The organism is Dyella nitratireducens, from assembly GCF_014642835.1.
In the GTDB taxonomy this organism is placed as follows: domain Bacteria; phylum Pseudomonadota; class Gammaproteobacteria; order Xanthomonadales; family Rhodanobacteraceae; genus Dyella_B; species Dyella_B nitratireducens.
Window position 1 is genome coordinate 2124251 of record NZ_BMJA01000001.1, and the last position, 21100, is coordinate 2145350.

Annotated in this window: 21 protein-coding genes; 5 read left to right on the top strand and 16 right to left on the bottom strand. The window is 59.8% G+C overall.

Going from position 1 to position 21100, the window contains the following annotated elements; translation table 11 throughout:
* Nucleotides 1-73: 73 nt before the first annotated feature.
* The 9 genes from IEX75_RS09770 to xth form a co-directional block, all read right to left on the bottom strand.
* Nucleotides 74-442: a DUF488 domain-containing protein gene (locus IEX75_RS09770; protein WP_188794013.1), complete on the bottom strand. Its 369-nt coding sequence runs from the start codon at nucleotides 440-442 to the stop codon at nucleotides 74-76.
* 70 nt (nucleotides 443-512) lie between these two features.
* Nucleotides 513-1229: a glycosyltransferase gene (locus IEX75_RS09775; protein ID WP_188794014.1), complete on the bottom strand. Its 717-nt coding sequence runs from the start codon at nucleotides 1227-1229 to the stop codon at nucleotides 513-515.
* 178 nt (nucleotides 1230-1407) lie between these two features.
* Entirely contained in the window at nucleotides 1408-2277 is an 870-nt protein-coding gene (locus IEX75_RS09780; RefSeq protein ID WP_188794015.1) for a ParB/RepB/Spo0J family partition protein, read from the bottom strand.
* 9 nt (nucleotides 2278-2286) lie between these two features.
* Nucleotides 2287-3141 (bottom strand): ParA family protein, encoded by an 855-nt coding sequence (locus IEX75_RS09785; RefSeq protein WP_188794016.1) that lies wholly within the window; start codon nucleotides 3139-3141, stop codon nucleotides 2287-2289.
* A 75-nt stretch (nucleotides 3142-3216) separates the two neighbouring features.
* Entirely contained in the window at nucleotides 3217-3855 is a 639-nt protein-coding gene (gene rsmG, locus IEX75_RS09790) for a 16S rRNA (guanine(527)-N(7))-methyltransferase RsmG (protein WP_188794017.1), read from the bottom strand.
* Between the two features lie 183 nt (nucleotides 3856-4038).
* The gene (locus IEX75_RS09795) at nucleotides 4039-4497 is read right to left on the bottom strand and encodes an SPFH domain-containing protein (protein ID WP_188794018.1); all 459 of its coding nucleotides are present in this window, start codon (nucleotides 4495-4497) and stop codon (nucleotides 4039-4041) included.
* 288 nt (nucleotides 4498-4785) lie between these two features.
* Complete coding sequence (locus tag IEX75_RS09800; RefSeq protein ID WP_188794019.1) at nucleotides 4786-5619, bottom strand: pirin family protein; 834 nt, start codon at nucleotides 5617-5619, stop codon at nucleotides 4786-4788.
* Nucleotides 5620-5793: 174 nt separating this feature from the next.
* On the bottom strand, nucleotides 5794-6477 hold the full coding sequence (locus IEX75_RS09805; protein WP_188794020.1) for a YecA/YgfB family protein: 684 nt from the start codon (nucleotides 6475-6477) through the stop codon (nucleotides 5794-5796).
* A gap of 2 nt (nucleotides 6478-6479) precedes the next feature.
* Nucleotides 6480-7262: an exodeoxyribonuclease III gene (xth, locus tag IEX75_RS09810; RefSeq protein WP_188794021.1), complete on the bottom strand. Its 783-nt coding sequence runs from the start codon at nucleotides 7260-7262 to the stop codon at nucleotides 6480-6482.
* Nucleotides 7263-7393: 131 nt separating this feature from the next.
* Here xth and IEX75_RS09815 point away from each other — a divergent pair, with 131 nt between their 5' ends.
* Entirely contained in the window at nucleotides 7394-9445 is a 2052-nt protein-coding gene (locus IEX75_RS09815) for an alpha/beta hydrolase family protein (RefSeq protein WP_188794022.1), read from the top strand.
* 121 nt (nucleotides 9446-9566) lie between these two features.
* Here IEX75_RS09815 and IEX75_RS09820 read toward each other — a convergent pair whose 3' ends face one another.
* Nucleotides 9567-10649 (bottom strand): PA0069 family radical SAM protein, encoded by a 1083-nt coding sequence (locus IEX75_RS09820; protein ID WP_188794023.1) that lies wholly within the window; start codon nucleotides 10647-10649, stop codon nucleotides 9567-9569.
* Between the two features lie 41 nt (nucleotides 10650-10690).
* Nucleotides 10691-12880, bottom strand: coding sequence for a hypothetical protein (locus IEX75_RS09825; protein WP_188794024.1), 2190 nt, complete (start codon nucleotides 12878-12880; stop codon nucleotides 10691-10693).
* 69 nt (nucleotides 12881-12949) lie between these two features.
* On the opposite strand from IEX75_RS09825, the gene IEX75_RS09830 reads away from it, so the two are divergent.
* The 4 genes from IEX75_RS09830 to IEX75_RS09845 all read left to right on the top strand — a co-directional run bounded on the left by IEX75_RS09830 (nucleotide 12950) and on the right by IEX75_RS09845 (nucleotide 16816).
* Nucleotides 12950-13237 (top strand): hypothetical protein, encoded by a 288-nt coding sequence (locus IEX75_RS09830; RefSeq protein ID WP_229720726.1) that lies wholly within the window; start codon nucleotides 12950-12952, stop codon nucleotides 13235-13237.
* Nucleotides 13238-13364: 127 nt separating this feature from the next.
* The gene (gene acs / locus IEX75_RS09835; RefSeq protein WP_188794025.1) at nucleotides 13365-15305 is read left to right on the top strand and encodes an acetate--CoA ligase; all 1941 of its coding nucleotides are present in this window, start codon (nucleotides 13365-13367) and stop codon (nucleotides 15303-15305) included.
* Between the two features lie 81 nt (nucleotides 15306-15386).
* Nucleotides 15387-16031, top strand: a complete 645-nt coding sequence (locus tag IEX75_RS09840) for a 4'-phosphopantetheinyl transferase family protein (RefSeq protein WP_188794026.1) — start codon at nucleotides 15387-15389, stop codon at nucleotides 16029-16031.
* A gap of 41 nt (nucleotides 16032-16072) precedes the next feature.
* A complete protein-coding gene (locus IEX75_RS09845) occupies nucleotides 16073-16816 on the top strand; it encodes a pyridoxine 5'-phosphate synthase (RefSeq protein ID WP_188794410.1) in 744 nt (247 codons plus the stop codon).
* Nucleotides 16817-16997: 181 nt separating this feature from the next.
* On the opposite strand, the gene IEX75_RS09850 is transcribed toward IEX75_RS09845, so the two are convergent.
* The 5 genes from IEX75_RS09850 to IEX75_RS09870 form a co-directional block, all read right to left on the bottom strand.
* Entirely contained in the window at nucleotides 16998-17417 is a 420-nt protein-coding gene (locus IEX75_RS09850) for an ExbD/TolR family protein (RefSeq protein WP_188794027.1), read from the bottom strand.
* 6 nt (nucleotides 17418-17423) lie between these two features.
* Nucleotides 17424-17846, bottom strand: coding sequence for an ExbD/TolR family protein (locus tag IEX75_RS09855; RefSeq protein WP_188794028.1), 423 nt, complete (start codon nucleotides 17844-17846; stop codon nucleotides 17424-17426).
* Between the two features lie 11 nt (nucleotides 17847-17857).
* Nucleotides 17858-18631 (bottom strand): MotA/TolQ/ExbB proton channel family protein, encoded by a 774-nt coding sequence (locus tag IEX75_RS09860; protein ID WP_188794029.1) that lies wholly within the window; start codon nucleotides 18629-18631, stop codon nucleotides 17858-17860.
* A 48-nt stretch (nucleotides 18632-18679) separates the two neighbouring features.
* Nucleotides 18680-19339 (bottom strand): energy transducer TonB, encoded by a 660-nt coding sequence (locus IEX75_RS09865; RefSeq protein ID WP_188794030.1) that lies wholly within the window; start codon nucleotides 19337-19339, stop codon nucleotides 18680-18682.
* A gap of 222 nt (nucleotides 19340-19561) precedes the next feature.
* Nucleotides 19562-20860: a tetratricopeptide repeat protein gene (locus tag IEX75_RS09870; RefSeq protein WP_188794031.1), complete on the bottom strand. Its 1299-nt coding sequence runs from the start codon at nucleotides 20858-20860 to the stop codon at nucleotides 19562-19564.
* Nucleotides 20861-21100 lie beyond the last annotated feature (240 nt).

Consider the following 21100-nt stretch of genomic DNA (forward strand, 5'->3'; position numbering starts at 1 on the left):
GCGCAGCGTAACCCAACGGATAGCTGCGAAAAATGTTGGGTTACGCTGCGCTAACCCAACCTACGCGTGGGCATCAACGCAAACCGTTCGCCTTCATCCAGTTGTCCAGATACATCTTCAACGCCACTGCCTGGTTGTGCTCTTCATCCTTTGCACCAAACAGCAGCGTGACGCGATGGCGCTCCGCACGCGTAATCAGCGGTTGCCAGAACGACTTGTGCTTGTCGAGTTCGGTGGCGTAGCGATGACGGAAGGCTTCCCAGCACGCAGGATCGTGGCCGAACCACTTTCGCAGCGCCGTGCTGGGGGCCAATTCCTTCGCCCATATATCCAGCGCCGCATCTTCCTTTTTCAGGCCGCGCGGCCAGATGCGGTCCACCAATACGCGATAGCCATCTGAATTAGTGGCGGGTTCGTAGATGCGTTTGACGGCGATGCTCACGGATGGCCTCCTGGCGGTTACTACGTCCGCCAAGCATACGCCCCGGCCATTCAAACAATGTGATCGAGCTCTAGAGCTCTTGGATACGGGTGACCTTGGCCCGCCGCATCAACCACGCAACACCGCGCAAATCGGCAATGCCTACCCACAAGCGATCGAGCATGCCGTACTTGGATTTGCCGGCCGTGCGCGGGCGATGCCCCACTGGCACGCTCTGGCTTTGGAAGCCGGCGCGCTTGACCAGCGCCGGCAAATAGCGATGCATGTGGTCGAAGTACGGCAAGCGCAGAAACACGTCGCGCTCGAACAGCTTGAGACCGCAGCCTGTGTCCGGCGTGGCGTCGCGCAGCATGCGCGAACGGACCGCATTGGCGATCTTGGAAGAGATGCGCTTGTTGAAGCTATCGCGGCGCGTGGTCCGCCAGCCGGCAAAAAGTTTTATGTCCTGCCCGGCCGTATCGCGCGCGGCAAGCAGCTTGGGGATATCGGCCGGATCGTTCTGGCCGTCGCCATCGAGCGTCGCAACCCATGGCGAACGCGCGGCGTGCACGCCGTTCCATACCGCCGTGCTCTGCCCGCTGCGCGTGACGTGATGCAGCACGCGCAGTTCCGGGTAACTGGCCTTCTGCGCTTGCAGAACCGCACGGCTATCGTCGCTGGAATCGTCGTCGACATAGACGATCTCGAAGTCCACCTTGCCGCGCAAGGCAGCAGCGATTTCGGCGAGCAGCGGGGGAATGTTGTCGCGTTCGTTGAAGACGGGCACGACGACGGAAAGTTGCGGCATGGAAAGTTAGCCTTGTAAAACGAATTGGTTTTAAGCCCCTCTCCCACCGGGAGAAGAGTCTGGGGTAAGGGTTCGGGCAGCGCGCGTTTTAAAACTATGCGTGAGTTTTGTTACGGCGCTTCGAACGTACCCTCACCCCGCCCCTCTCCCAAAGTGGAGAGGGGCGTGTGATCTGCGATCAGCGCAACTTACCCAGAATCCCGTCCAGCTCGTCATTGCTGTGGTAATGGATCACCAGCTTGCCGCGCCCGCCGCGGCCATGCGCCACTTCGACTTTGGTGGCGAAACGCTCGGCCAGTTCCCGTTCCAGAGCGTCGATGTTCGGATCGCGCGCCGGTGCGCTCTTGGCCTTGCCCTTGGGCGCGGTCTGCGCTTTGCGGGCGGCGTCTTCGAGCTCGCGCACGCTCCAGTTGTTGCGCGCCGCTTCCAACGCCAGTGCTTCGGCCTGGTATTCGGGCAGGGTGAGCAGGCAACGGGCGTGACCCATTTCCAGCTTGCCATCGTCCAGCAGGCGCTTGATCGACGCGGGCAAGTCGATCAGGCGCAGCATGTTGGAGACGGCGGCGCGCGAACGGCCTACCGCATCGGCAGCCTGTTGATGGGTGAGATCAAAATCGTCGATCAGGCGCTTGATGGCGTCGGCTTCTTCCAGCGGGGTGAGATCCTGGCGCTGGATGTTTTCGATCAACGCCATCGCCGGCACGGCGACTTCGGGTACGTCCTTGACCAGTGCGGGAATGTCGCTGAGCTGGGCGCGTTGCGCCGCACGCCAGCGGCGTTCGCCGGCAATCAGCTCGTAGCTGTTCTTGCCGATGGCACGCACCACCACCGGTTGAATCAAGCCTTGTGCGCGGATCGACGCGGCCAGTTCATCCAGCGCTTCGTCGTTCCAATGGCGGCGCGGCTGGTATTTGCCGGGTTGGATGTATTGGATGGGCAGCGTGCGCAGCTCGCCTTCCTGCTCGATCACCGAGGGCGCGCCGGTATCGCCGCCGCCAAGCAGGGCATCGAGCCCGCGTCCCAGTCCACGTTTCTTCGCGGCAGACATGCGTAGTGCTTACTCCTGGTCCAGGTGTGCCGAGGCTTCGACTGAGGATTCCTCAGGGGTGTCGCCATGCATGGCATGCAATGCCGCCACCGCCGCCTGCGAACCGCGTTCGCGACGGATGATTTCGCCGGCCAGGCCGATGTATGCGATGGCGCCGCGCGAGCTGCGATCGTAGAGATGGATGGGCTGGCCGTGGCTGGGCGCTTCGGCGAGGCGTACGTTGCGCGGAATGATCGAGCGCAGCACCTTGTCGCCGAAATGCTGGGTGAGCTGCGCGGAGACTTCGTTGCCGAGGTTGTTGCGCACGTCGTACATGGTGCGCAGCAGGCCTTCGATTTCCAACTGCGGATTCAGGTGCTGACGTACCGCTTTCACCGTGTCGAGCAGGCTGGAAAGACCTTCCAGCGCGAAGTATTCGCACTGCACCGGAATCAGCAAGCTGTTCGCTGCGGTGAGCGCATTGACGGTGAGCAGGTGCAACGTCGGCGGGCAGTCGATCAGGATGATGTCGTATTTGCCGGCGACTTTTGCGAGCTGTTCCTTCAGCCGGTTCTCGCGTGCCAGCGCATCCATCAATTTCAGTTCGGCAGCGGTGAGATCGCCGTTGCCAGGCAGCAGGTCGTAATGCGCTTCGGTGGTGACGATGGCTGTGTCGATCGGCGCTTCGGCCAGCAGCACTTCGCAGCCGCTGGGCGAGGCTTCGTGCTTGTCCACGCCGGATGCCATGGTCGCGTTGCCCTGCGGATCGAGATCGATCAGCAGCACTTTGCGCTTCGCCGCAGCGAGCGCTGCAGCGAGATTGACAGCGGTTGTGGTTTTGCCGACGCCACCTTTCTGGTTGGCGACAGCGATGATACGGGCCATGTCTTGTCCGGTACCGAGGGCGTATTCGAAAGGACGGCTAGATTAGCAGGAAGGGGGCGGCAAAGCCTGATGTATTCAGGTGTTTGCGCGCTCCAGCACAACGAGGTGGCGCTCCGCCGTGCCTAGTCCGGGCACCGCCAGCGCATGGATGGTACGCACGGTAAAGGCGGGCGATACGTCAACAAGCTCATCGTCCGGTGCTTTGCCCTTCATCGCCAGCCAGAGGCCGCCGGGCGCCAGCAGATGGCCGCCCCAGGCAAGCATGTCCGCCAGGCTGGCGAAGGCGCGTGCCGTGATGCAGTCGAAATGGCCTTCCACATCTTCGACGCGTGATTGCAGCGCACGTACGCCTTCCAGTTTCAGGGCGCGGATCGCTTCTCGCAGGAAGCGCACCTTCTTGCCATTGGAATCCACCAGCAACACCTGCCGGCCCGGCGTGGCGATCGCCAGCGGGATGCCTGGCAGGCCGGGGCCGGTGCCGAGGTCGGCCAGTGTTTCGCCCTGGACATAAGGCAAGATCGCCAGCGAATCCAGCAGGTGCCGGGTCACCATCTCCACTGGATCGCGGATCGCCGTGAGGTTGTACGTGGCGTTCCAGCGTTCCAGCAGGGCGAGGTAATCGAGCAAGCGCGGTACGGCCTCGGCCGGCAGCGTGAGACCAAGCGCGGTGATGCCCCGTTCGAGCTGGACTTGCAGGGCGGAGCGGTCAGTCATCGCTGTTCCTCGGGACGCGTGGAGTGGTCGTAGGTTGGGGTGAAAACCCCAACATTGCCATGCCTGCAGCCTTAAAACGGGCTCGCCAGCGCGGACAAAAAAGAAGACCCGCCGCAGCGGGTCGAGCTTTCAGATTCCCCTGAGCCGGTGCTTCTTGGGCAGCCTGGCCAGATTCGGTTTTGCTTAGGCGGCGGCGTCCAGTTCCACGCGGGTCACCATCACGCCGCGCTCGCGCAGCTGCTGGTTGAGGCTGGTCTTGAGGCGGCAGGCAACGTCACGGCGTTGCTGCTGGTCGGTTTCGTTCTCGGTCTGCAGTGCCTGCTGTACGCCGCTGCGGATGAGCTGGTCGGCGCTTTCGATCACCGCGTCGGCACGTTCCGGTTCCAGCACCTGCCAGTAGACGGTGCCTTGCACAGGCGTGGCTTCGGCAAACGACGCATCGAAACGCATCACGCGGCCACTGAGATCAATGCGATGGCCGACCCGGTCGACCAGCGGCAGCACCACGTGAGTGCCCGGCTGCAGCAGACGCACCGGCTTGCCGTTGCGGTAGAGGCTGTAGACCTGTCCCGCCGGCACACGCTTCACCGCTACGGCGGCTAGTGCGAAAACCACGATGATGGTGAAGGTGAGGACGGTCATGACCTGTTAAAACAATCAGTTAACTGCGATTTCTAAAAACTTTACGGAGCAACATTCTACAGGCGCATGTCGAACGTTGGATTAATTCTAATTTAACGCCTGAAATTTTGTCTCCGCAACCCTTTTTATGAGCAAATCTTTAACGCTTGCTCATGGTGAACTTGATGCATCGTCCATGCCGTAAGCCGACCTGCATCGACTCACCGATTAGGGCTGTGACCCAACGCACATCGCCCCGCCGATATGTCTATCGGCGGGGCGATGGGGTGGCTGAAGTGCTTGTAGTGCTTAGAACTTGCCGGCGCGGAAATCGGCGATGGCCTGGTGGATCTGCTCCGGTGTGTTCATCACGAACGGACCGTAGCGCGCGACCGGCTCCTGCAGCGGCTGGCCGGCCACCAACAGCACGCGGGCCGGGGTGTCGCGGCCGGCAATGCGCACGCTATCGCCCTTGGAGAGCACTGCCAGTTCGCTGCGCGCGAGCTTCTCGCCGGCTACCTGGGCATCGTTGCCGTCGAAGACATAGGCGAAAGCATGGTGGCCTTCCGGCAGCGGGATCTCGATGCCGGCACCGGCTTCGACGGCGATATCCAGGTACACAGGCGCGGTGACAATTCCGGACACTGGACCGGTAGCGTCACCAAAATGGCCAGCAATGACCTTGAGCGTCACTCCATCGACCGGGTGCACAACAGGAATGTGTTCTGGATCAATATCCTGGTAGCGCGGCTCGGTCATTTTTTCCTTGGCTGGAAGATTCACCCACAGCTGGAAGCCCCACATCAGGCCGTTTTCCTGTTGCGGCATTTCCGAATGCAGGATGCCGCGCCCGGCAGTCATCCATTGCACGCTGCCGGGCTTCAGATCCCCCCGGTTGCCGTGGTTGTCGCCGTGCTGCATGTGGCCGGCCAGCATGTAAGTCACTGTCTCGAAACCGCGATGCGGGTGTTCCGGAAAGCCGGCGATGTAGTCATTCGCCTGATCGGAGCGGAATTCGTCCAGCAGCAAAAACGGGTCGAGCATGTCGAGACCCGGCTGGCCGATGATGCGTTTGAGTTTCACGCCCGCACCGTCGGAGGTGTCGGTACCGCGGATGCGGCGGAGAATGCTGCGTTCGGTCATGGTGTGCTCCTATCAAAAGGATCTGGCGCACATGATGGTTGTGCCGGGGCGTGAGCCCAAGAGCGCTAGGGAGAACGGACTGTTTCAGGAAGTGCACGCGCTCTTATGCGCTTTCCCGAAAGCCCTGCTCCTTCACTCCAACCCTCTCCAGAGGGGAGAGGGAAGGAAAAAGACTCAATGCACCCAATGCCCACTGCGTTGCCGCGGCGGTACTTGGTGTTCGGTCTTGACCTCGTTCGCACGATGCAGCGCATCCAACTCGGCTTCGGTGGCGGGATGCTCGTCCCAATAATGATTGACGGCGGCCAGCACCGCAGGGAGCTGCGCGAGGCAGTCGTCGTACTCCTCATCGGTGAGTTTTTCGAACTCGGCTTCGGCGCTCAGGATGCCTTCGTCCACGGCCAGGGCCATCACCGGGCCGAGTATTTCCATCAACGGCGGATCATCCGCCAGACGCTTTTCCCACAGCGATGCGCGCAGATCGATGCCGCGGCTGAAGCCTTCGCACCAACCGGCGGCCGACAGTGCAGGGCCGGCTTCGGTATCCACTTCGCCGAGAATCGGCTCGTAGGCATCCACGTCCAGTTCGGCGCTGATCGAGTCATTGAGTTTGGCCAGCAGCGCCAGCACGCGATTGCCTTCGTCTTCGTCAGCAAACGGTTCGTGCAGCACTTCAGGCAGCCATTCTTCGGGCAGCACCTGCGTGGGCCCGACGACAAGGGCGCTCAGCAAGCCATGCACGCCGTCGAGCAGCAGATGGCCTTCGCCTTCCTGAGCGTGCGAACGCAGGTAGGCGTCGAGTTCGTCCAGTTCGCTATCGTCCAGCGAACTGGGCCAGTTGGTCTTGGTATCGCTCATCGTCATTCAATATCCAGTTCTACCGTGACTGGAGTGTGGTCGGAAGGCCGCTCCCAACGCCGCGGCTCGCGGTCGATAGTGGCAGCCCTGGCCGAGGATTTCAGGGCATCGCCAAGCAGGATCAAGTCGATGCGCACGCCCATGTTGCGCCGGAACGCGCCCTGCCGGTAGTCCCACCAGCTGAAATGGCTGCCCGCTTGTTCAAACAGCCGGAAGCTGTCATGCAAGCCCATGTCTGTGATGGCTTTTAGGGCAGCGCGCTCGGGCGGAGAGCAGAGCACTTCCTCGCCCCATGCGATGGGGTCGTACACGTCACGATCGTCGGGCGCGATGTTGAAATCACCAAGCACGACCAGCTTGGGGTAGCGCTTGATTTCGTTTGCCAGGAAATCGCGCACGCGCTCCAGCCAGTGCAGTTTGTAGGTGTATTTTTCATCGCCCACCGCTTTGCCGTTGACGACGTAGAGATCGACCACGCGCACGCCGCCGATGGTGGCGGCGAGAATGCGCCGCTGCGGATCGTCCAGACCCGGAATATCGGTGAGCACGTTCTCGAAGTGGAAACCCTTGTCGTTGCGGGCCAGGATCGCTACGCCGTTGTAGGTTTTCTGCCCGGAGTAGATCGCCTGATAGCCGGCAGCGGCCAGCTCGTCGACGGGAAACTTGGCGTCTTCCAGCTTGGTTTCCTGCAGCGCCACCACGTCCGGATGCGCATCGGACAACCACTGGGTGAGGTGCGGAATGCGCACCTTCAGCGAATTCACGTTCCATGAGGCGATTTTCATGGGGCCGGATTGTACGGGATGACGATGACGTAAACGGCCTGCCTCGGCCAGGCAGTGCCTTCATGCACATGGGGAAGACGGGGCCCAGCTGCTAGCGTTGGGGTTTTCGTGTGCCTGGGGAACGTACCGTGATGCTGAAACCGTCCCGTCTGCTGCTGCCGTTGCTGGCGGCATTTCTTGCGCCGGTCGCGCTGGCCGACACGCGCGGCGCCACCGATCCGCGTATCGAAGCCCTGCTCACCGAGCTGGGCAAGGTGCGTCATATCAACGAGGTGGCGCTGTCACCGGACGGGCAACATCTGGCCTGGGTGGTGGATACCCAGGACAAGCCCAGCATCATGCTGGCCGATACGGACGGCAAGCATGCGCACAGCATCGGCCTGGCCAGCAAGCCCGGCGTATGCAGCGAGAGCAGCCTGGCCTGGGCACCGGATTCGCGCCACCTGGCCTTTCTGTCCAACTGCGCCAGCACTCGTACGGGCATGGGCGGCAACAAGCAGCCGGATCTCTACGTGCTCGATGTGTCATCGCAGGCAAAGCCGGAGCGCCTGGCTGCACTGGATGGCTATGCGAACGCGCTGAGCTGGTCGCCGGATGGCAAGACGCTGGCTTTCCTTTACGTGGAAGGCGCCACGCGGCGCGCCAGCGCGCTCGCGGCAGCGAAGCCAGCGATCGGCGAAATCGGTGTGGAAGGCATCGAAGTGCAGCGTATTGCCACGGTACCGGCGCAGGGCGGATCACTGCAGCAAATTACCCCGGCAACCAGCCATGTCTACGAGTTTGCCTGGGCGCCGGATAGTGCACGCGTGGCATACGTAGCCGCGCCACCACCGGGTGACAACAACTGGTGGATTGCACAGCTTTACGTGCAGGCCGCGCAGCCGAACGCCTCGCGCACCGCATTGGTCGATCCGAACACGATGAGCGGGTCGCTGCATGGTTTGCAGATCGCATTGCCACGCTGGTCGCCAGATGGTTCGCGTATCGCGTTTATTGGCGGCTTGATGAGCGACCAAGGTTTTACGGGGGGCGATCTTTACGGCGTTTCAGCATCGGGCGGCGCACCGGTCGATCTCACGCCTGGCATCCATGTCACCCCTTCGTGGTTCACATGGAGCTCGCCGCAGTCGTTGCTGGTTGACCAGATCAGCAACGGTCAAGCGCAATTGGCTGAATATTCGATCGGTCCCAAACAGGCGAAACAGCAGCGCGTGCTATTCACGGCGGCGGGCTATGTGGGCGATGGCACGGCCATATTGGGACTGTCTTTCTCCGCCGATCATCGCCAAGTTGCCTTCATGCAAACCTCCTTCGAGGCAGCGCCGGAAGTGTACGCAGGCACGGTCGGCAACGGGATGCCTGCCGCCGTAACGGCGATCAACGCGAGTTTCAAGCCGAGCTGGGGCAAGGTCGAGTCCGTGGAGTGGGACAACGAAGGTTTCCATGTGCAGGGCTGGTTGCTGTATCCGGCGCATTATGACCCCAGCAAGCGCTACCCGATGATCGTCAACATTCATGGCGGTCCATCCGGCGCGGAGATGCAGCTTTGGCCTTCCGTGGGTTATGGCGCCATACCGTTCTCCACCCTGGGCTATTTCGTATTCATGCCGAACCCGCGCGGCAGTTACGGCCAGGGCGAAGCGTTCGTGCAGGCCAATCGCAAGGACTTCGGCTATGGCGACTTGCGCGACACGCTGGCCGGCATCGATGCGGTGGAGAAAAAAGTTCCGGTCGACGACCATCGCCTGGGGCTGACCGGTTGGAGCTATGGCGGTTTCATGAGCATGTTCGTGCCCACGCAGACGCAGCGTTTCCGTGCCGTCGTGGCGGGAGCGGGCATTGCCAATTGGCAGAGCTATTACGGGCAGAACTCGATCGACAAGTGGATGATTCCGTTCTTCGGTGCATCGGTGTATGACGATCCGGCGGTATATGCGAAAAGCTCGGCGATCAACTTCATCAAGAAGGTGAAGACGCCAACGCTGATCGTGGTGGGTGAGCGTGATGCGGAATGCCCGGCGCCGCAGTCGTTCGAATACTGGCATGCCTTGCGCACGCTTGGCGTACCGACCTCGCTAGTGGTGTATCCGGGCGAAGGACATCATTTCAACAACCCGGCGAACCAACGAGATGTACTACAGCGCGCGTTGAATTGGTTTGAGAAATACCTGCCGCCACAGTGACCATGCCTACATGGCTGTCATTCCCGCGAAAGCGAGAATCCACTTTCAAGGATGCATCGGAGCAAGATGGATTCCCGCTTTCGCGGGAATGACGGCCCCCGGTTAGAGCGGGCTGTAGGCGTTAAAACAGTTCGCCTTGTGGAGACGGTTTGCGTGGCGCCACAAACCGCGATGTATCCAACTGCAACTCACGCGCACGACCAAAATGGTGACGTCTACACGCCACGTCAAAACGGCGCCGTAGTAGCTCCGCAAATACACCCTGGCCACGCATGCGCGTGGCGAAATTACTGTCGTAATCCTTGCCGCCATTGAGCTGTTGCACCAAGCTCATGACATGCTCCGCGCGCTGCGGTGCATGCACACCGAGCCACTCGCGAAACAGGGTTTTCAGTTCGTAAGGCAGTCGCAACACGGTGTAGCCGGCACAGCTTGCGCCAGCCGTGGCAGCGTGCTCGAGCACAGCTTCCATGTCGCGGTCGTTCAAGGCCGGAATGATCGGCGCCACCAGCACGCCAACCGGTACACCCGCGTCGGCGAGTGTGCGAACTGCTTTCAAACGACGATGCGGTGCGCTTGCTCGCGGCTCCAGCTTGGCAGCCAGATGGTTGTCCAGTGAATTCACTGAAATGAAAACTTGCACCAGCCGTTCACGCGCCATGGGTACCAGGATGTCGAGGTCACGCTCGACCATGGCGTTCTTGGTGACGATGGTGCATGGGTGATGGCATTCGGCCAGCACTTCCAGCGCGGCGCGCGTGATGCGCCACTTCTTTTCGATCGGTTGGTAAGGATCGGTGTTGCTGCCGATATTGATCGGACCTGGCACATAACCTGGCTTGGATAGTTCCGAGCGCAGCACGTCTGCAAGATTGCTCTTGGCACGCAGCTTGGTTTCGAAATCGAGACCCGGTGACAAGTTGAGATAACTGTGGCTGGGTCGTGCAAAACAGTATATGCACCCATGCTCGCAACCGCGGTAAGGATTCATGGCCACATTGAAGGCAAGGTCCGGAGAATCGTTGCGCGTGATCACGCTGCGCGCACGTTCCTCGATGACTTCGGTACGCGGGCGCGGCTGCTCTTCATCCAGCAAGGCGTGCTGCCAACCGTCATCTTCGGCGTGGTGCCGGATGCTTTCGAAGCGTCCTTCCGGATTGGAAGCGGCGCCGCGGCCTTTGAATGCGTGGGGAAGATCTGCCATCGCAGCATCATGCTCCCTGGCTATCTCAGCCAGTGCGACATTCAGGGTTGCCTGGCGGCTTTGATTTGCTGCGTCAGCCACGCACCCATGGTTGCCAGAGGATAGTTTTGTTCGAGCTGGCGGCGCATTTCGTCGAATACGGGTGATGAAATGGTCCATCCCAGTGGCAACGGGTAGTTGCCGGGGCAAAGCCGCAGATGCCAGAGCACGTCGCCTTTATCGGTATCGGCCGTATCGGTTTGCAGTGCTCCCAGCAATGCCAACCTCGCATACTCGCCGCGAGCAGCGCGCGTGTCCAGCAACGCCACGAGCGGCGCGGTGGCCTCGCCGTAACTGTTCAATTCGGTCGGACTTGGTGTGCGTGGACACGCTGCCGAATAGAGCGGCAGTGGATGCTCGGGATCGTGCGCATCGATGAAATCGCGCAGGCTGGGATCATTGCTGATATGCAGCACGATGACGTGGATCGGCTGCGCGATGGAGGCAGCGATGGCATGCAGGCGCTGCATCACTTCAAGCAGCGTTGTCGCACCTGAGTTCTCGAAATAGCCGCCGTCCACCAGCTGAAATCCTGCTGGCGATAGTGATGGGTTAGTACCTGCGGTCTGTAGCGTGCCGGCAGGACTTAAATAGGTGAAGCGTGCGCTGTTGAACACTGCTTCGCTAAGCGGTATGCGTGGATCCAGCCACATCGAACCGTCGTAAGCCGTGGTCCAGGGGCTATGCGCAAACGGGCTGAAAGGATCTTGGATGAAGCGCCAGCCTTGCCCGACCGTGGCGCTGTTGAAGAATAATGCGGGCGTGTTCGTGTTGATCTCGCCACTTTCGCTTTCATATAGCTTGGAAAAGGGTTGTGCTAGCGCGTTGATGCCTTGTTCCTGCGCAGCTTGCTCCCACGCTCGCGTGAGTGCACGACCGCGATCGTCGAACCAGGCACCGGGCAACCAGCGTTGCGTGAAGTCGATGAACCATGCATTGGCCATCACCGGTGCGAGGAAGTCGTGATCAAGTATTCGCTCGCTGCGTGCTTGCGCCGTTGCACCGGTTCCGGGCGCCACGCTTAACGCAGCGACATAGGTAGCCAGACCAAAACTGCCGCCTGATACACCGCTGCCGGCGAACATGTAACGCTCGAGCATCGGTTCACCACCATTCGGCGGCAACGCCAGGTCGACCTGAGCGGTAAATTCGCTCAGCACCATTGCAGTCCATGCGGCACTGCGCAGTCCGCCACCTTCGGCGGAAACCAGGATCACCGGACAAGCGTGGTGTGGCGTACAGCGGCTTTGCAACCATGCCTTGGCGTACGCATCGAAGCTTGGCCGATGATCGGCGGGTGGCGGTTCGGGTCGCTGATGCGTGCTCATGTCCGGGTACTGGCGCACGCGATGGTTGTCGTTGAGGTGCGCTGCATGCAATGTCAGCGACATCAGTACCATCAGGCTCAACAGCGGTACACCATGCCGATCCACGAGCATGCAGAGAAATCCTCCGCTCATGCAGAAAAAGCTCACCGTGATCAGCGCTACGGCCAGCGACCCCATGCCGTCGAACTGACGTGGCTGAATTGCCACCAGTACGGTAATGAGCACATTCAAGATCAGCACTGCCAGAAAGATGCCAAGTGGCACAGTGCCCAAGGCGGTGATCGCGGTGACGCGCAGTTCGATGGCCTTGGCCGTGCGCTCGGCGGCAGCATCCAACACGCGCTGGCGCCCAATGAAGAACACGATCATCGCCGCTGCAACCATCAACAAGCCCGCGCTGCGCAGATCGCGCCGCATGCATGGTGTGTGGATGGCACATGCGGGGTGCGGGGTGCGTAGCGCCATCAGGTAGCCGTACAGCACCAACAACGGCACGACGATACCGAGTAGCCGCGGTATCCATCGCCTCAGTCCAGCTGCACGCGGGTTCTGCAGTGCAGGCCAACGCGGATAAGTCAGGCGATAGGCGTTGTGCGTGGCGTACCAGACGGCGAGGCCAGCGAGCGCACTCGTCGCCAGCAGAAAGATGTAGCGCGTGCTGCTGGGATCCACCCACAGGGCGATCAGGAACAATTCGGTGGCCTGATCCACGTTGGTGATGACAATAGTGGCAAAGGCCAGCACCAGTAGGGAAACGCGGATCGGCTTGCAGTGATCCAGGCCGATGCCCAGCCAGTCGACGATGTCCGTCCAGGCCAGCCGCTGCCGTTGCGGCGTGGGTGAGGATGGATTCGGCTCAGCCATTGTCTCCCTTGCCTTAACCCTATCCGATAAGCGCCTATCTTACGGGCCGAAGGTGTGTCCGGCCGGTGGATGGCATCGCAATTCCGGTGCGGCGGCGGACGTATGATGGAAACCGTTTCGGGGGAATGGCTTCAGGGGCTGGTGATGCGCTGGTTATGGCTGTTCGCGACGCTGTTGTCGTGGGTGCTTTGCTTCACGCGGCATGGGCCTGGTGCGATGGCGTTCTGGCTGTTTGTCGGCGCGATCGCGACCACGCTCGGCTTTGCCCAGGCACGCATCGAAGCAAATGCGCGGCCCGAGAGCGTGCTCGATCTGACTCATCTTCATAAGCATCGCGACAAACCTCCGCAGGCGTGATTGCTGCATCGCAACTTTGGCGGTTCAGCCGTCCAAACGCTACACTCGGGTGGTTGACACCGCTTGATCGTGCCAAGCGGTCACCCACTGAGTGCGCTCCCGGCAAACCGGTGAGCAGGAGGCTGATATGTCAAAGGTTTATCCGGTCGATCCCGCTTTTGCCGCCAAGGCGCGCATTCGCAAAGCTGATTACGAGAAGCTGTATGCCGAGTCTGTGAAGGATCCCGAAGGTTTTTGGGGCCGCATCGCCGAAAGGCTGGAATGGGCGAAGAAGCCCACTCGCATTCGCGACGTTTCCTACGATCCGCAGAACTTGCACATCCGCTGGTATGACGATGGCCAGCTCAATGTATCGGCCAACTGCCTGGATCGTCACCTCGCTACGCGCGGCGACAAAACGGCCATCATCTTTGAAGGTGACGATCCTTCCGAGTCACGCCGCATCAGTTATCGCGAGCTGCATGCGGAAGTGTGCAAGTTCGCCAACACGCTGAAGCATTTGGGCGTCAAGAAAGGTGATCGCGTGGCGATTTATATGCCGATGATTCCGGAGGCGGCGGTGGCGATGTTGGCGTGCGCGCGCATCGGTGCGGTTCACTCGGTGGTATTCGGCGGTTTCTCGCCTGATTCGCTGGCCGGTCGTATCGCCGATTCCACGGCAAAGATGGTGATAACGGCAGACGAAGGTGTGCGCGGCGGCAAAAGGATTCCGCTCAAGGCCAACGTCGACGCAGCGCTTGAACGCCCCGGCACGAACAGTGTGGAAACCGTGGTCGTGGTGCGCCGCACGGGCTCGGCCGTGCCGATGCAGTCACCGCGCGATCGCTATTACCACGTGCTGATGGAAGGGCAGTCGGCTGAATGCCCCGCGGAGCCGGTGGAGGCGGAACATCCGCTTTTCATCCTGTACACCTCCGGTTCCACCGGCAAGCCCAAAGGCGTGTTGCATACGTCGGGCGGCTACCTGGTCTATGCAAGCCTTACCCACGAATGGGTGTTCGACGTGCGTGAGGACGATGTTTATTGGTGCACCGCCGACGTGGGCTGGGTCACCGGGCATAGCTACGTGGTCTACGGTCCGCTTGCCAACGGCGCGACGACAGTGATGTTTGACGGGGTGCCGAACTATCCTGATTTCAGCCGCTTCTGGCAGGTGGTCGACAAACACAGGGTGACGCTGTTCTACACAGCGCCGACGGCGATTCGCGCGCTGATGCGTGAGGGCGAAGGTCCGGTGAAGAAGTGTTCGCGTGCCAGTTTGCGGTTGCTTGGCTCGGTGGGCGAACCGATCAATCCGGAGGCCTGGGAGTGGTATCACCGCGTGGTGGGCGACGAGCGCTGCCCGATCGTAGATACCTGGTGGCAGACCGAAACCGGTGGCATCTTGATTACGCCGCTGGCCGGCGCGATCGATACCAAACCTGGCTCGGCGACGCTGCCGTTCTTTGGCATCAAGCCCGCGGTGGTGGATGCCGGCGGCGCGGTGCTGGAAGGTCCGGCGGAAGGCAATCTACTGATCACCGATTCCTGGCCTGGCCAGATGCGTACGGTGTATGGCGACCATCAGCGCTTCATCGATACCTACTTCAAGGCCTATCCCGGCAGCTATTTCACGGGCGACGGTGTGCGTCGCGATGAGGATGGTTATTACTGGATTACTGGCCGCGTCGATGATGTGATCAACGTTTCCGGCCACCGCATCGGTACAGCTGAGGTGGAAAGCGCGCTGGTCGCGCATCCCAAGGTGGCCGAGGCAGCGGTCGTGGGTTGTCCGCATGAGATCAAGGGCCAAGGCATCTACGCCTATGTCACGCTCGTCGCCGGTGAACAGGGCAGCGAAGAGCTGCGCAAGGAGTTGGTGGCCTGGGTGCGCAAGGAAATCGGGCCGATTGCTACGCCCGACTACATCCAATGGGCGCCCGGTTTGCCGAAGACGCGTTCGGGCAAAATCATGCGCCGCATTCTGCGCAAGATTGGTGAGAACCAACCCGACCAGTTGGGTGATATCTCCACGCTTGCCGATCCGGCAGTGGTGAAGAATCTGGTGGATGAACGGTTGATTCGCTAAGCGATCGCCATGCTTTCTCTCTCCGAGAAGGGAGAGATAGCGCGCTTGTACCGAGCCACATCATTCCGGCAGCATGCGCGCATGCGAACGAATCAGGGCCAGGATGTTGCCGGCATCGCAGCCGGATTGGGCGAAGGCCAGATTCATATTTGGCAGCTTCGCTATAACCGGTCATGGCGGCGAGCGCCGTTGCACGCGTTGTTGGCCAATTACCTGGGTTTGCCAGCGGACGCCGTGACCTTCGTGGAAGGTGAGCATGGACGGCCGGAATTGGCCGAGCCGCTGGATCGCTGGTTGCAATTCAATTGGTCGCATAGTGGGGACACGGCGGTTATCGCGGTGGCACGCGGATGTGTGCCTGGGATCGATATCGAACAGCTCCGACCGCGACCGCGCGCCATGCAGCTTGCCGAGCGCTTTTTTCATCCGGAAGAAACCGCTGCCTTGGCGGCATTGGACAAGTCACAGCAGGAATACGCTTTCCTGCAACTTTGGACGGCCAAAGAGGCGGTGCTCAAGGCTCTAGGCCACGGCATCGCATTTGGTCTGAACCGGTTACGGTTGGCGGTAGCACCTGCTTCGCCATGCCTGCTCTGGCTTGATGGCGACGAAGCCTCACGATGGCAACTTCATTCGTTATCCGCAGGCAAGGGCTATGTCGCCAGCGTAGCCTGGCGGGGGACGACCAGGGACATGGAATACTGGACACTTGCCGACGACGGCTGATCGGAGCACTGTGTCCGACCCACGATTTTTCTTTGGCCTCCATGACCCTGCTCAGCGTCAATCTCAACAAGATCGCCGTTCTGCGCAATTCGCGCGGTGGCAACGAACCTGATATCGCTCGCGCTGCGGCGACCTGCATCGAGGCCGGCTGCGGCGGCATCACGGTACATCCGCGTCCGGACTTAAGGCATGTGCGCCCCAACGACGTGCGGTTGCTTGCAAGCATCCTGCGCGGACGCGTTGAGTACAACATCGAAGGGAACCCGTTTGCACCTCCACGCGGGGAATATCCCGGGCTGATTGCGCTTGCTCGCGAAGTACGGCCGACCCAGGTAACCCTGGTGCCGGATAGCGACGGACAAATCACCTCGGATCACGGTTTCGAGCTTGCGCAAGATGCGGAGCGTTTGCGTCCCGTCGTAGACCAGTTGCGCCAGCTAGGTTGCAGGGTAAGTCTGTTCGTCGATCCGGGTGCCACGGGTTTCGAACATGCTGTGGCACTTGGCGTGCAGCGTGCGGAGATCTACACGGGCCCGTATGCTCATGCTTTTGCGGAAGGTGATGCGAAAGAACAGCTGGAACTATGCGTGGAGACGGCACGACGTGCGCAGCAAGCTGGTTTGGCTGTGAATGCAGGGCATGATCTCAGTCAAGCGAACCTCGGTACGCTACGCGTCGCTATTCCTGGGCTGGCTGAAGTATCCATCGGGCATGCATTGATTGGCGAAGCTTTGTATGAAGGGCTTGCCAATACGGTGCGTAATTATCTGCAGATTCTTCGCTGAGGTTTGGCGGTTTAGACGGCTATTTGTTTTAAGCCTGTATAAAGATGATAGTTCGTGGGCTTGTAGCCTCAGAATTCGTTTTCTCTATCTCGTCATCAAAAAAGAACCCCCGCTTTCGCGGGGGTTCCGTGGGTAACGCCTGAGCTATACGGTTGAACTGTTCCGATTCAACCGCCGCTTGTTACTGTCCACTGCTATCGGTAAAGCCGATCTTGTTCAGGCCATAGCTCTTCGCATCAGCCAGTACACGTGCGACCACCTGATAAGACACTTGGTCAGCCGCGTCGATCTGCACTTCTGGCTGATCCGCTTCGCTCTTGGTTGCAATAACCGCGATCTGCGTCTTCAACTGCTGCTCGTCCACCGGGGTATCGTTCCAGTAGAACGCGCCCGACTGGTCGATCTTCAGATGCACCGGTTCCGGTGGGTTCGTTGGCGGAACCACATTCGGATTCGGCTGCGGCAAGTCGATTTTGATCTTGTGAGTCATGATTGGTGCCGTGATCATGAAGATGATCAGCAGCACCAACATCACGTCGACCAGCGGCGTGACGTTGATGTCAGCCATGGGGCCTTTGCCACCACCCGTACTAAATGCCATGGCACATCACTCCTTACCGGTCGTCATGAAGCCGACGTGGACCATTCCCGAGTCCTTAGCATCGCCAAGCACCTTACGGACCATCTTGAATTCCGTATCCTTCGCAGCACGGATTTGAAGTTCGGGCTGCGGCGACATCGACGCGAACACCGCGAACTTCGCTTTCAACTCGGTCTCGGTGATCGGGTTCTGATCGTCATCAAGATACATCGAGCCATCGTCCTTGATGGCCAGGTCTCTCGGCGGCGTCAGCGGCGGCGTATCCGTGGTTTTCGGATTGGCCGTCGGCAACTTCACCGTGATCCGGTGCGACATCAGCGGTGCTGTGATCATGAAGATGATCAGCAGCACCAGCATCACGTCGACCAGCGGCGTGACGTTGATTTCCGACATCGGCGAGCCGGACTCGTTTCCGGAGCTCATCGCCATGGGTCAACACCTCACTTCTGAGTTTGAGCAACGCCTTCGACGCGCGCACCGGTAGCGAAGAAGTCGTGCAGGTCATGCGCGAATTCGTCGAAGCGGGCATAGGTCAGGCGATTGGAGCGGGTAAAGAAGTTGTAGGCAAGCACCGCCGGAATAGCGGTGAACAGACCGAACGCGGTCATGATCAGCGCTTCACCCACCGGGCCGGCTACTGCTTCCATCGAAGCATTACCGGAAGCAGCGATACGGATCAGGGCATGATAGATGCCCCACACGGTACCGAGCAGACCGATGAACGGTGCCGACGAACCTACCGTGGCAAGCAAGGTCATGCCACCTTCCAGACGCAGGCTTTCGCGTGCGACGGCCTGGCGCAGAGCGCGGTCGATGAATTCCGAACGGCTCAGCGATTCGGCCAGACGACCACCACTACTGGAGGCCTGCTGGTGATGCGCCACGGCCGAAGCGGCATCCAAAGCAATCTTCGAGAATGGTTCGCCCTTCGGCTGGGCTTCCAGTTCGCGAATGGCGTCCTGCGTCGAGTTGTTGGACCAGAAACCGTTGATCACGCCATCTGCGCGACCGCGGACGAGAGAATTGCGAACGGCATTGGCGATAATGAAGTACCACGAGGAAAACGACATCGCCACAAGTACCACGAACACGATCCACCCCAAGAAATCGAAGTTGTGGATCAGATCGCTGAAACCCATTTGCTGCATGGCCATCGCATTGGCGTTGCCACCCAGAGCCGGAGCGGCGTCGGACGGAGGAGTTTGTTGGAACATAAACGCTACCCTTAAGAAGTCAGGCGTGAACTGTAACTGTAATTGGGATTACAGCTGGTTAAGGTTGAAGGTGATCGGGATATCTACCGTCGATTCGACCGGCTTACCGTTCTTAATCTCAGCATTGAACCGGACCTTCTGAACCGATTCCATCGCTGCACGATCGAGCTCGCGGAAACCACTGCTTTGCTTGACCGTAACACTCTTCGGGCTGCCGTCGATGCCAACGATAACCTCGAGGATGACCGTACCCTCATGCCGCTGGCGAATAGCCTGCGGAGGATATTTCGGCTGCAGCTTGTCCCTGTAGGAGGGATCAACGCCTGCCTTGATATCCGAAGGCGGTGCCGGCGGCGCAGGCGGCGCAGGTGGCGGCGACGGAGCCGGATTGCTGGACGGCTCTTCCACAGCCGGCGGCGGTGCCGGCGGCGGCGGTGTCGGCGGCGGGATCACCTGCTTGATGACCTTCGGCGGCGGCTGCTTCGGCGGTTCCGGCGGCGGCGGCGGTGGCGGTGGCGGTGGAGGCGGCGGTTCGATGAAGTTCACCTGCACGATCTTTTCTTTCTGAACTTCCGCCGTTTTCGGGGGCGCCATCGGCGCGATCAGTATCAGGAAAGCAAACGCATGGAGCGCGATGGCTACCGCCAGCGCCCATGTGCGCCCCCAACTGAACGGCTTAGCGCCGGTTTCTTCGTTACTTGAGGCCATCTGTCGCTTTCAATGAGGAGCTAGTAATCGGAATGACATGGTCGCAGCATTCAGCGGCAAAAGTCCGCTCCCATAAGGGTGACATTTGCCACTGGACAACGCGGGAAAAGTCCAACGGTACAACAGCACATGGCGTTTGTATAGCTTTTGTGTAGGCGAAAGATGGCAATCTTTTTGGACGTCCATCTAACCAGCTATACGCTTTTGCCATGTAGCTTTTTATCAGCCGCCAATGTTGGCTTGCTTCAGCCATTTCTGGGCTTGAGCTTTGGTTTCCGGGTCCTTTTCGGCTTCCAGCACTGCTTCGGCAGCAGCAGCCTTATCCTTTAGGCCAATGTTCGCTTGAGCGAGTGCCATGTAGGCCTTGCCCTTATGCTTCACGCCTTTGCTGATGGCCTGCTGCAGCAGCGGCTTGGCCTTGCTGAATTCGTTCTGCGTAACGAGTGCGACGCCTGCCTTGTACGCTGGCTCACCGTCGCTCGCTAGCGGAATGGCCTTTTGATATGCATCGGCTGCTGCGTTCGCGTCACCGCCGATCATGTGGGCGTCACCCATCAAGGTGTAGTTATCTGCACTCGACTTTACGACGCCCTTGGTCATGCCTTCCTGCAGCACTTCCACGGCTTTGTCTGTGAGCGGACCTGGGTCTTGCGTGCTTTGGTCCTGCGCCTTGTTCATGTACAACTTGGCCAGGGTCACGTAGTCGCTCTCTGTGGTGAGCAAACCCTTCGATCTGCCGTCTTCCATCAACTTCAACGCGTCATCATATTTCTGCATCTGGATATCCAGACTTAGCGCGTTGTGAAAGCTGGTGGAATCAGTCGGTGATGCAGCAGCTGCTTGCTTGGCAATTTCAGCTGCTTTGTCTTTTTGACCGGAATCGTTATAGGCGAGCATCAGAAGCTGGTTCCAGCGCGGATCCGGCTTATCCGTCATCGACTGTGCTTTCTTGATGGCGGTAATCGCTTCTGGATACTTCTGCAAGCGGTAATAGGCTTCGCCTTCCATCGCATAAGATTCGGGCGTTTCTTTCTTGCCTTCCGAGCGCCACTTTTCTACCTGATCAATCGCCGGCTGATATTGCTGATTGAGTAGATAAAACGTGCCCAATTCGTATTCGAGCTGGAAGTATGCATCGTTGGGCAGAACACCGTTATCGAGCGAACGCTTGAGCAAATCGATGCCACCCGGCAAATCGTTGTTCATCGCGTGCACGCGAGCCAAGCCTTGCAATGCCATGGCTTGAACGTACTTGCTCTTGCTGTTGTCGATCAGCGGTTGCAGTAACTGCGTTGCTTGATCTTTGTTGTTCGCTTGCGCGGCATCGAGTCCTTTGTTGAGCGCTTCCTGTTCTTTCTTGTCCGTCAGATCCAGCTTGGGCTCTTTGCGAGTCGCGTTGGGATATTGTGGAGCCGCTTTTTGCTGATCGCCTGACGAGTTGTCGCTCGCTAGCGCCGGAGTGCTCGCCAACATCAGCGCAAGCGCAGCGCCAGCCAGCATCTTCAGGGAAGCGTGTTTCATAGCGTTCCTCAAATGGAGTCGAATTTCACGCACAAGCTGTGCGGGGGATCACTGAGATTAACCTGACCTTGCTATCGATAACAAGCTGCATCGCCGCATTAAAGTTTCTTTAAAATCAATTGGTTATGCCATTCTCACCATACGGCGCCGCATTGCGGACAGAAATCCGCCCCAAATGCGTGAGTAAAGATTAGACGAGCGCTGTGACGAGCGTGTGTATGGTTGTTTCAGCGTACTAAT

Coding starts and splice junctions, on each gene's coding strand:
- IEX75_RS09850 (WP_188794027.1), bottom strand. CDS start 17,417: ATGGCATTTAGTACGGGTGGTGGCAAAGGCCCCATGGCTGACATCAAC.
- rsmG (WP_188794017.1), bottom strand. CDS start 3,855: ATGACTGACCGCTCCGCCCTGCAAGTCCAGCTCGAACGGGGCATCACC.
- IEX75_RS09775 (WP_188794014.1), bottom strand. CDS start 1,229: ATGCCGCAACTTTCCGTCGTCGTGCCCGTCTTCAACGAACGCGACAAC.
- IEX75_RS09825 (WP_188794024.1), bottom strand. CDS start 12,880: ATGGCTGAGCCGAATCCATCCTCACCCACGCCGCAACGGCAGCGGCTG.
- IEX75_RS09855 (WP_188794028.1), bottom strand. CDS start 17,846: ATGGCGATGAGCTCCGGAAACGAGTCCGGCTCGCCGATGTCGGAAATC.
- IEX75_RS09845 (WP_188794410.1), top strand. CDS start 16,073: ATGACCCTGCTCAGCGTCAATCTCAACAAGATCGCCGTTCTGCGCAAT.
- IEX75_RS09865 (WP_188794030.1), bottom strand. CDS start 19,339: ATGGCCTCAAGTAACGAAGAAACCGGCGCTAAGCCGTTCAGTTGGGGG.
- IEX75_RS09860 (WP_188794029.1), bottom strand. CDS start 18,631: ATGTTCCAACAAACTCCTCCGTCCGACGCCGCTCCGGCTCTGGGTGGC.
- IEX75_RS09780 (WP_188794015.1), bottom strand. CDS start 2,277: ATGTCTGCCGCGAAGAAACGTGGACTGGGACGCGGGCTCGATGCCCTG.
- acs (WP_188794025.1), top strand. CDS start 13,365: ATGTCAAAGGTTTATCCGGTCGATCCCGCTTTTGCCGCCAAGGCGCGC.
- xth (WP_188794021.1), bottom strand. CDS start 7,262: ATGAAAATCGCCTCATGGAACGTGAATTCGCTGAAGGTGCGCATTCCG.
- IEX75_RS09870 (WP_188794031.1), bottom strand. CDS start 20,860: ATGAAACACGCTTCCCTGAAGATGCTGGCTGGCGCTGCGCTTGCGCTG.
- IEX75_RS09815 (WP_188794022.1), top strand. CDS start 7,394: ATGCTGAAACCGTCCCGTCTGCTGCTGCCGTTGCTGGCGGCATTTCTT.
- IEX75_RS09805 (WP_188794020.1), bottom strand. CDS start 6,477: ATGAGCGATACCAAGACCAACTGGCCCAGTTCGCTGGACGATAGCGAA.
- IEX75_RS09840 (WP_188794026.1), top strand. CDS start 15,387: ATGCGAACGAATCAGGGCCAGGATGTTGCCGGCATCGCAGCCGGATTG.
- IEX75_RS09830 (WP_229720726.1), top strand. CDS start 12,950: ATGGCATCGCAATTCCGGTGCGGCGGCGGACGTATGATGGAAACCGTT.
- IEX75_RS09795 (WP_188794018.1), bottom strand. CDS start 4,497: ATGACCGTCCTCACCTTCACCATCATCGTGGTTTTCGCACTAGCCGCC.
- IEX75_RS09820 (WP_188794023.1), bottom strand. CDS start 10,649: ATGGCAGATCTTCCCCACGCATTCAAAGGCCGCGGCGCCGCTTCCAAT.
- IEX75_RS09800 (WP_188794019.1), bottom strand. CDS start 5,619: ATGACCGAACGCAGCATTCTCCGCCGCATCCGCGGTACCGACACCTCC.
- IEX75_RS09785 (WP_188794016.1), bottom strand. CDS start 3,141: ATGGCCCGTATCATCGCTGTCGCCAACCAGAAAGGTGGCGTCGGCAAA.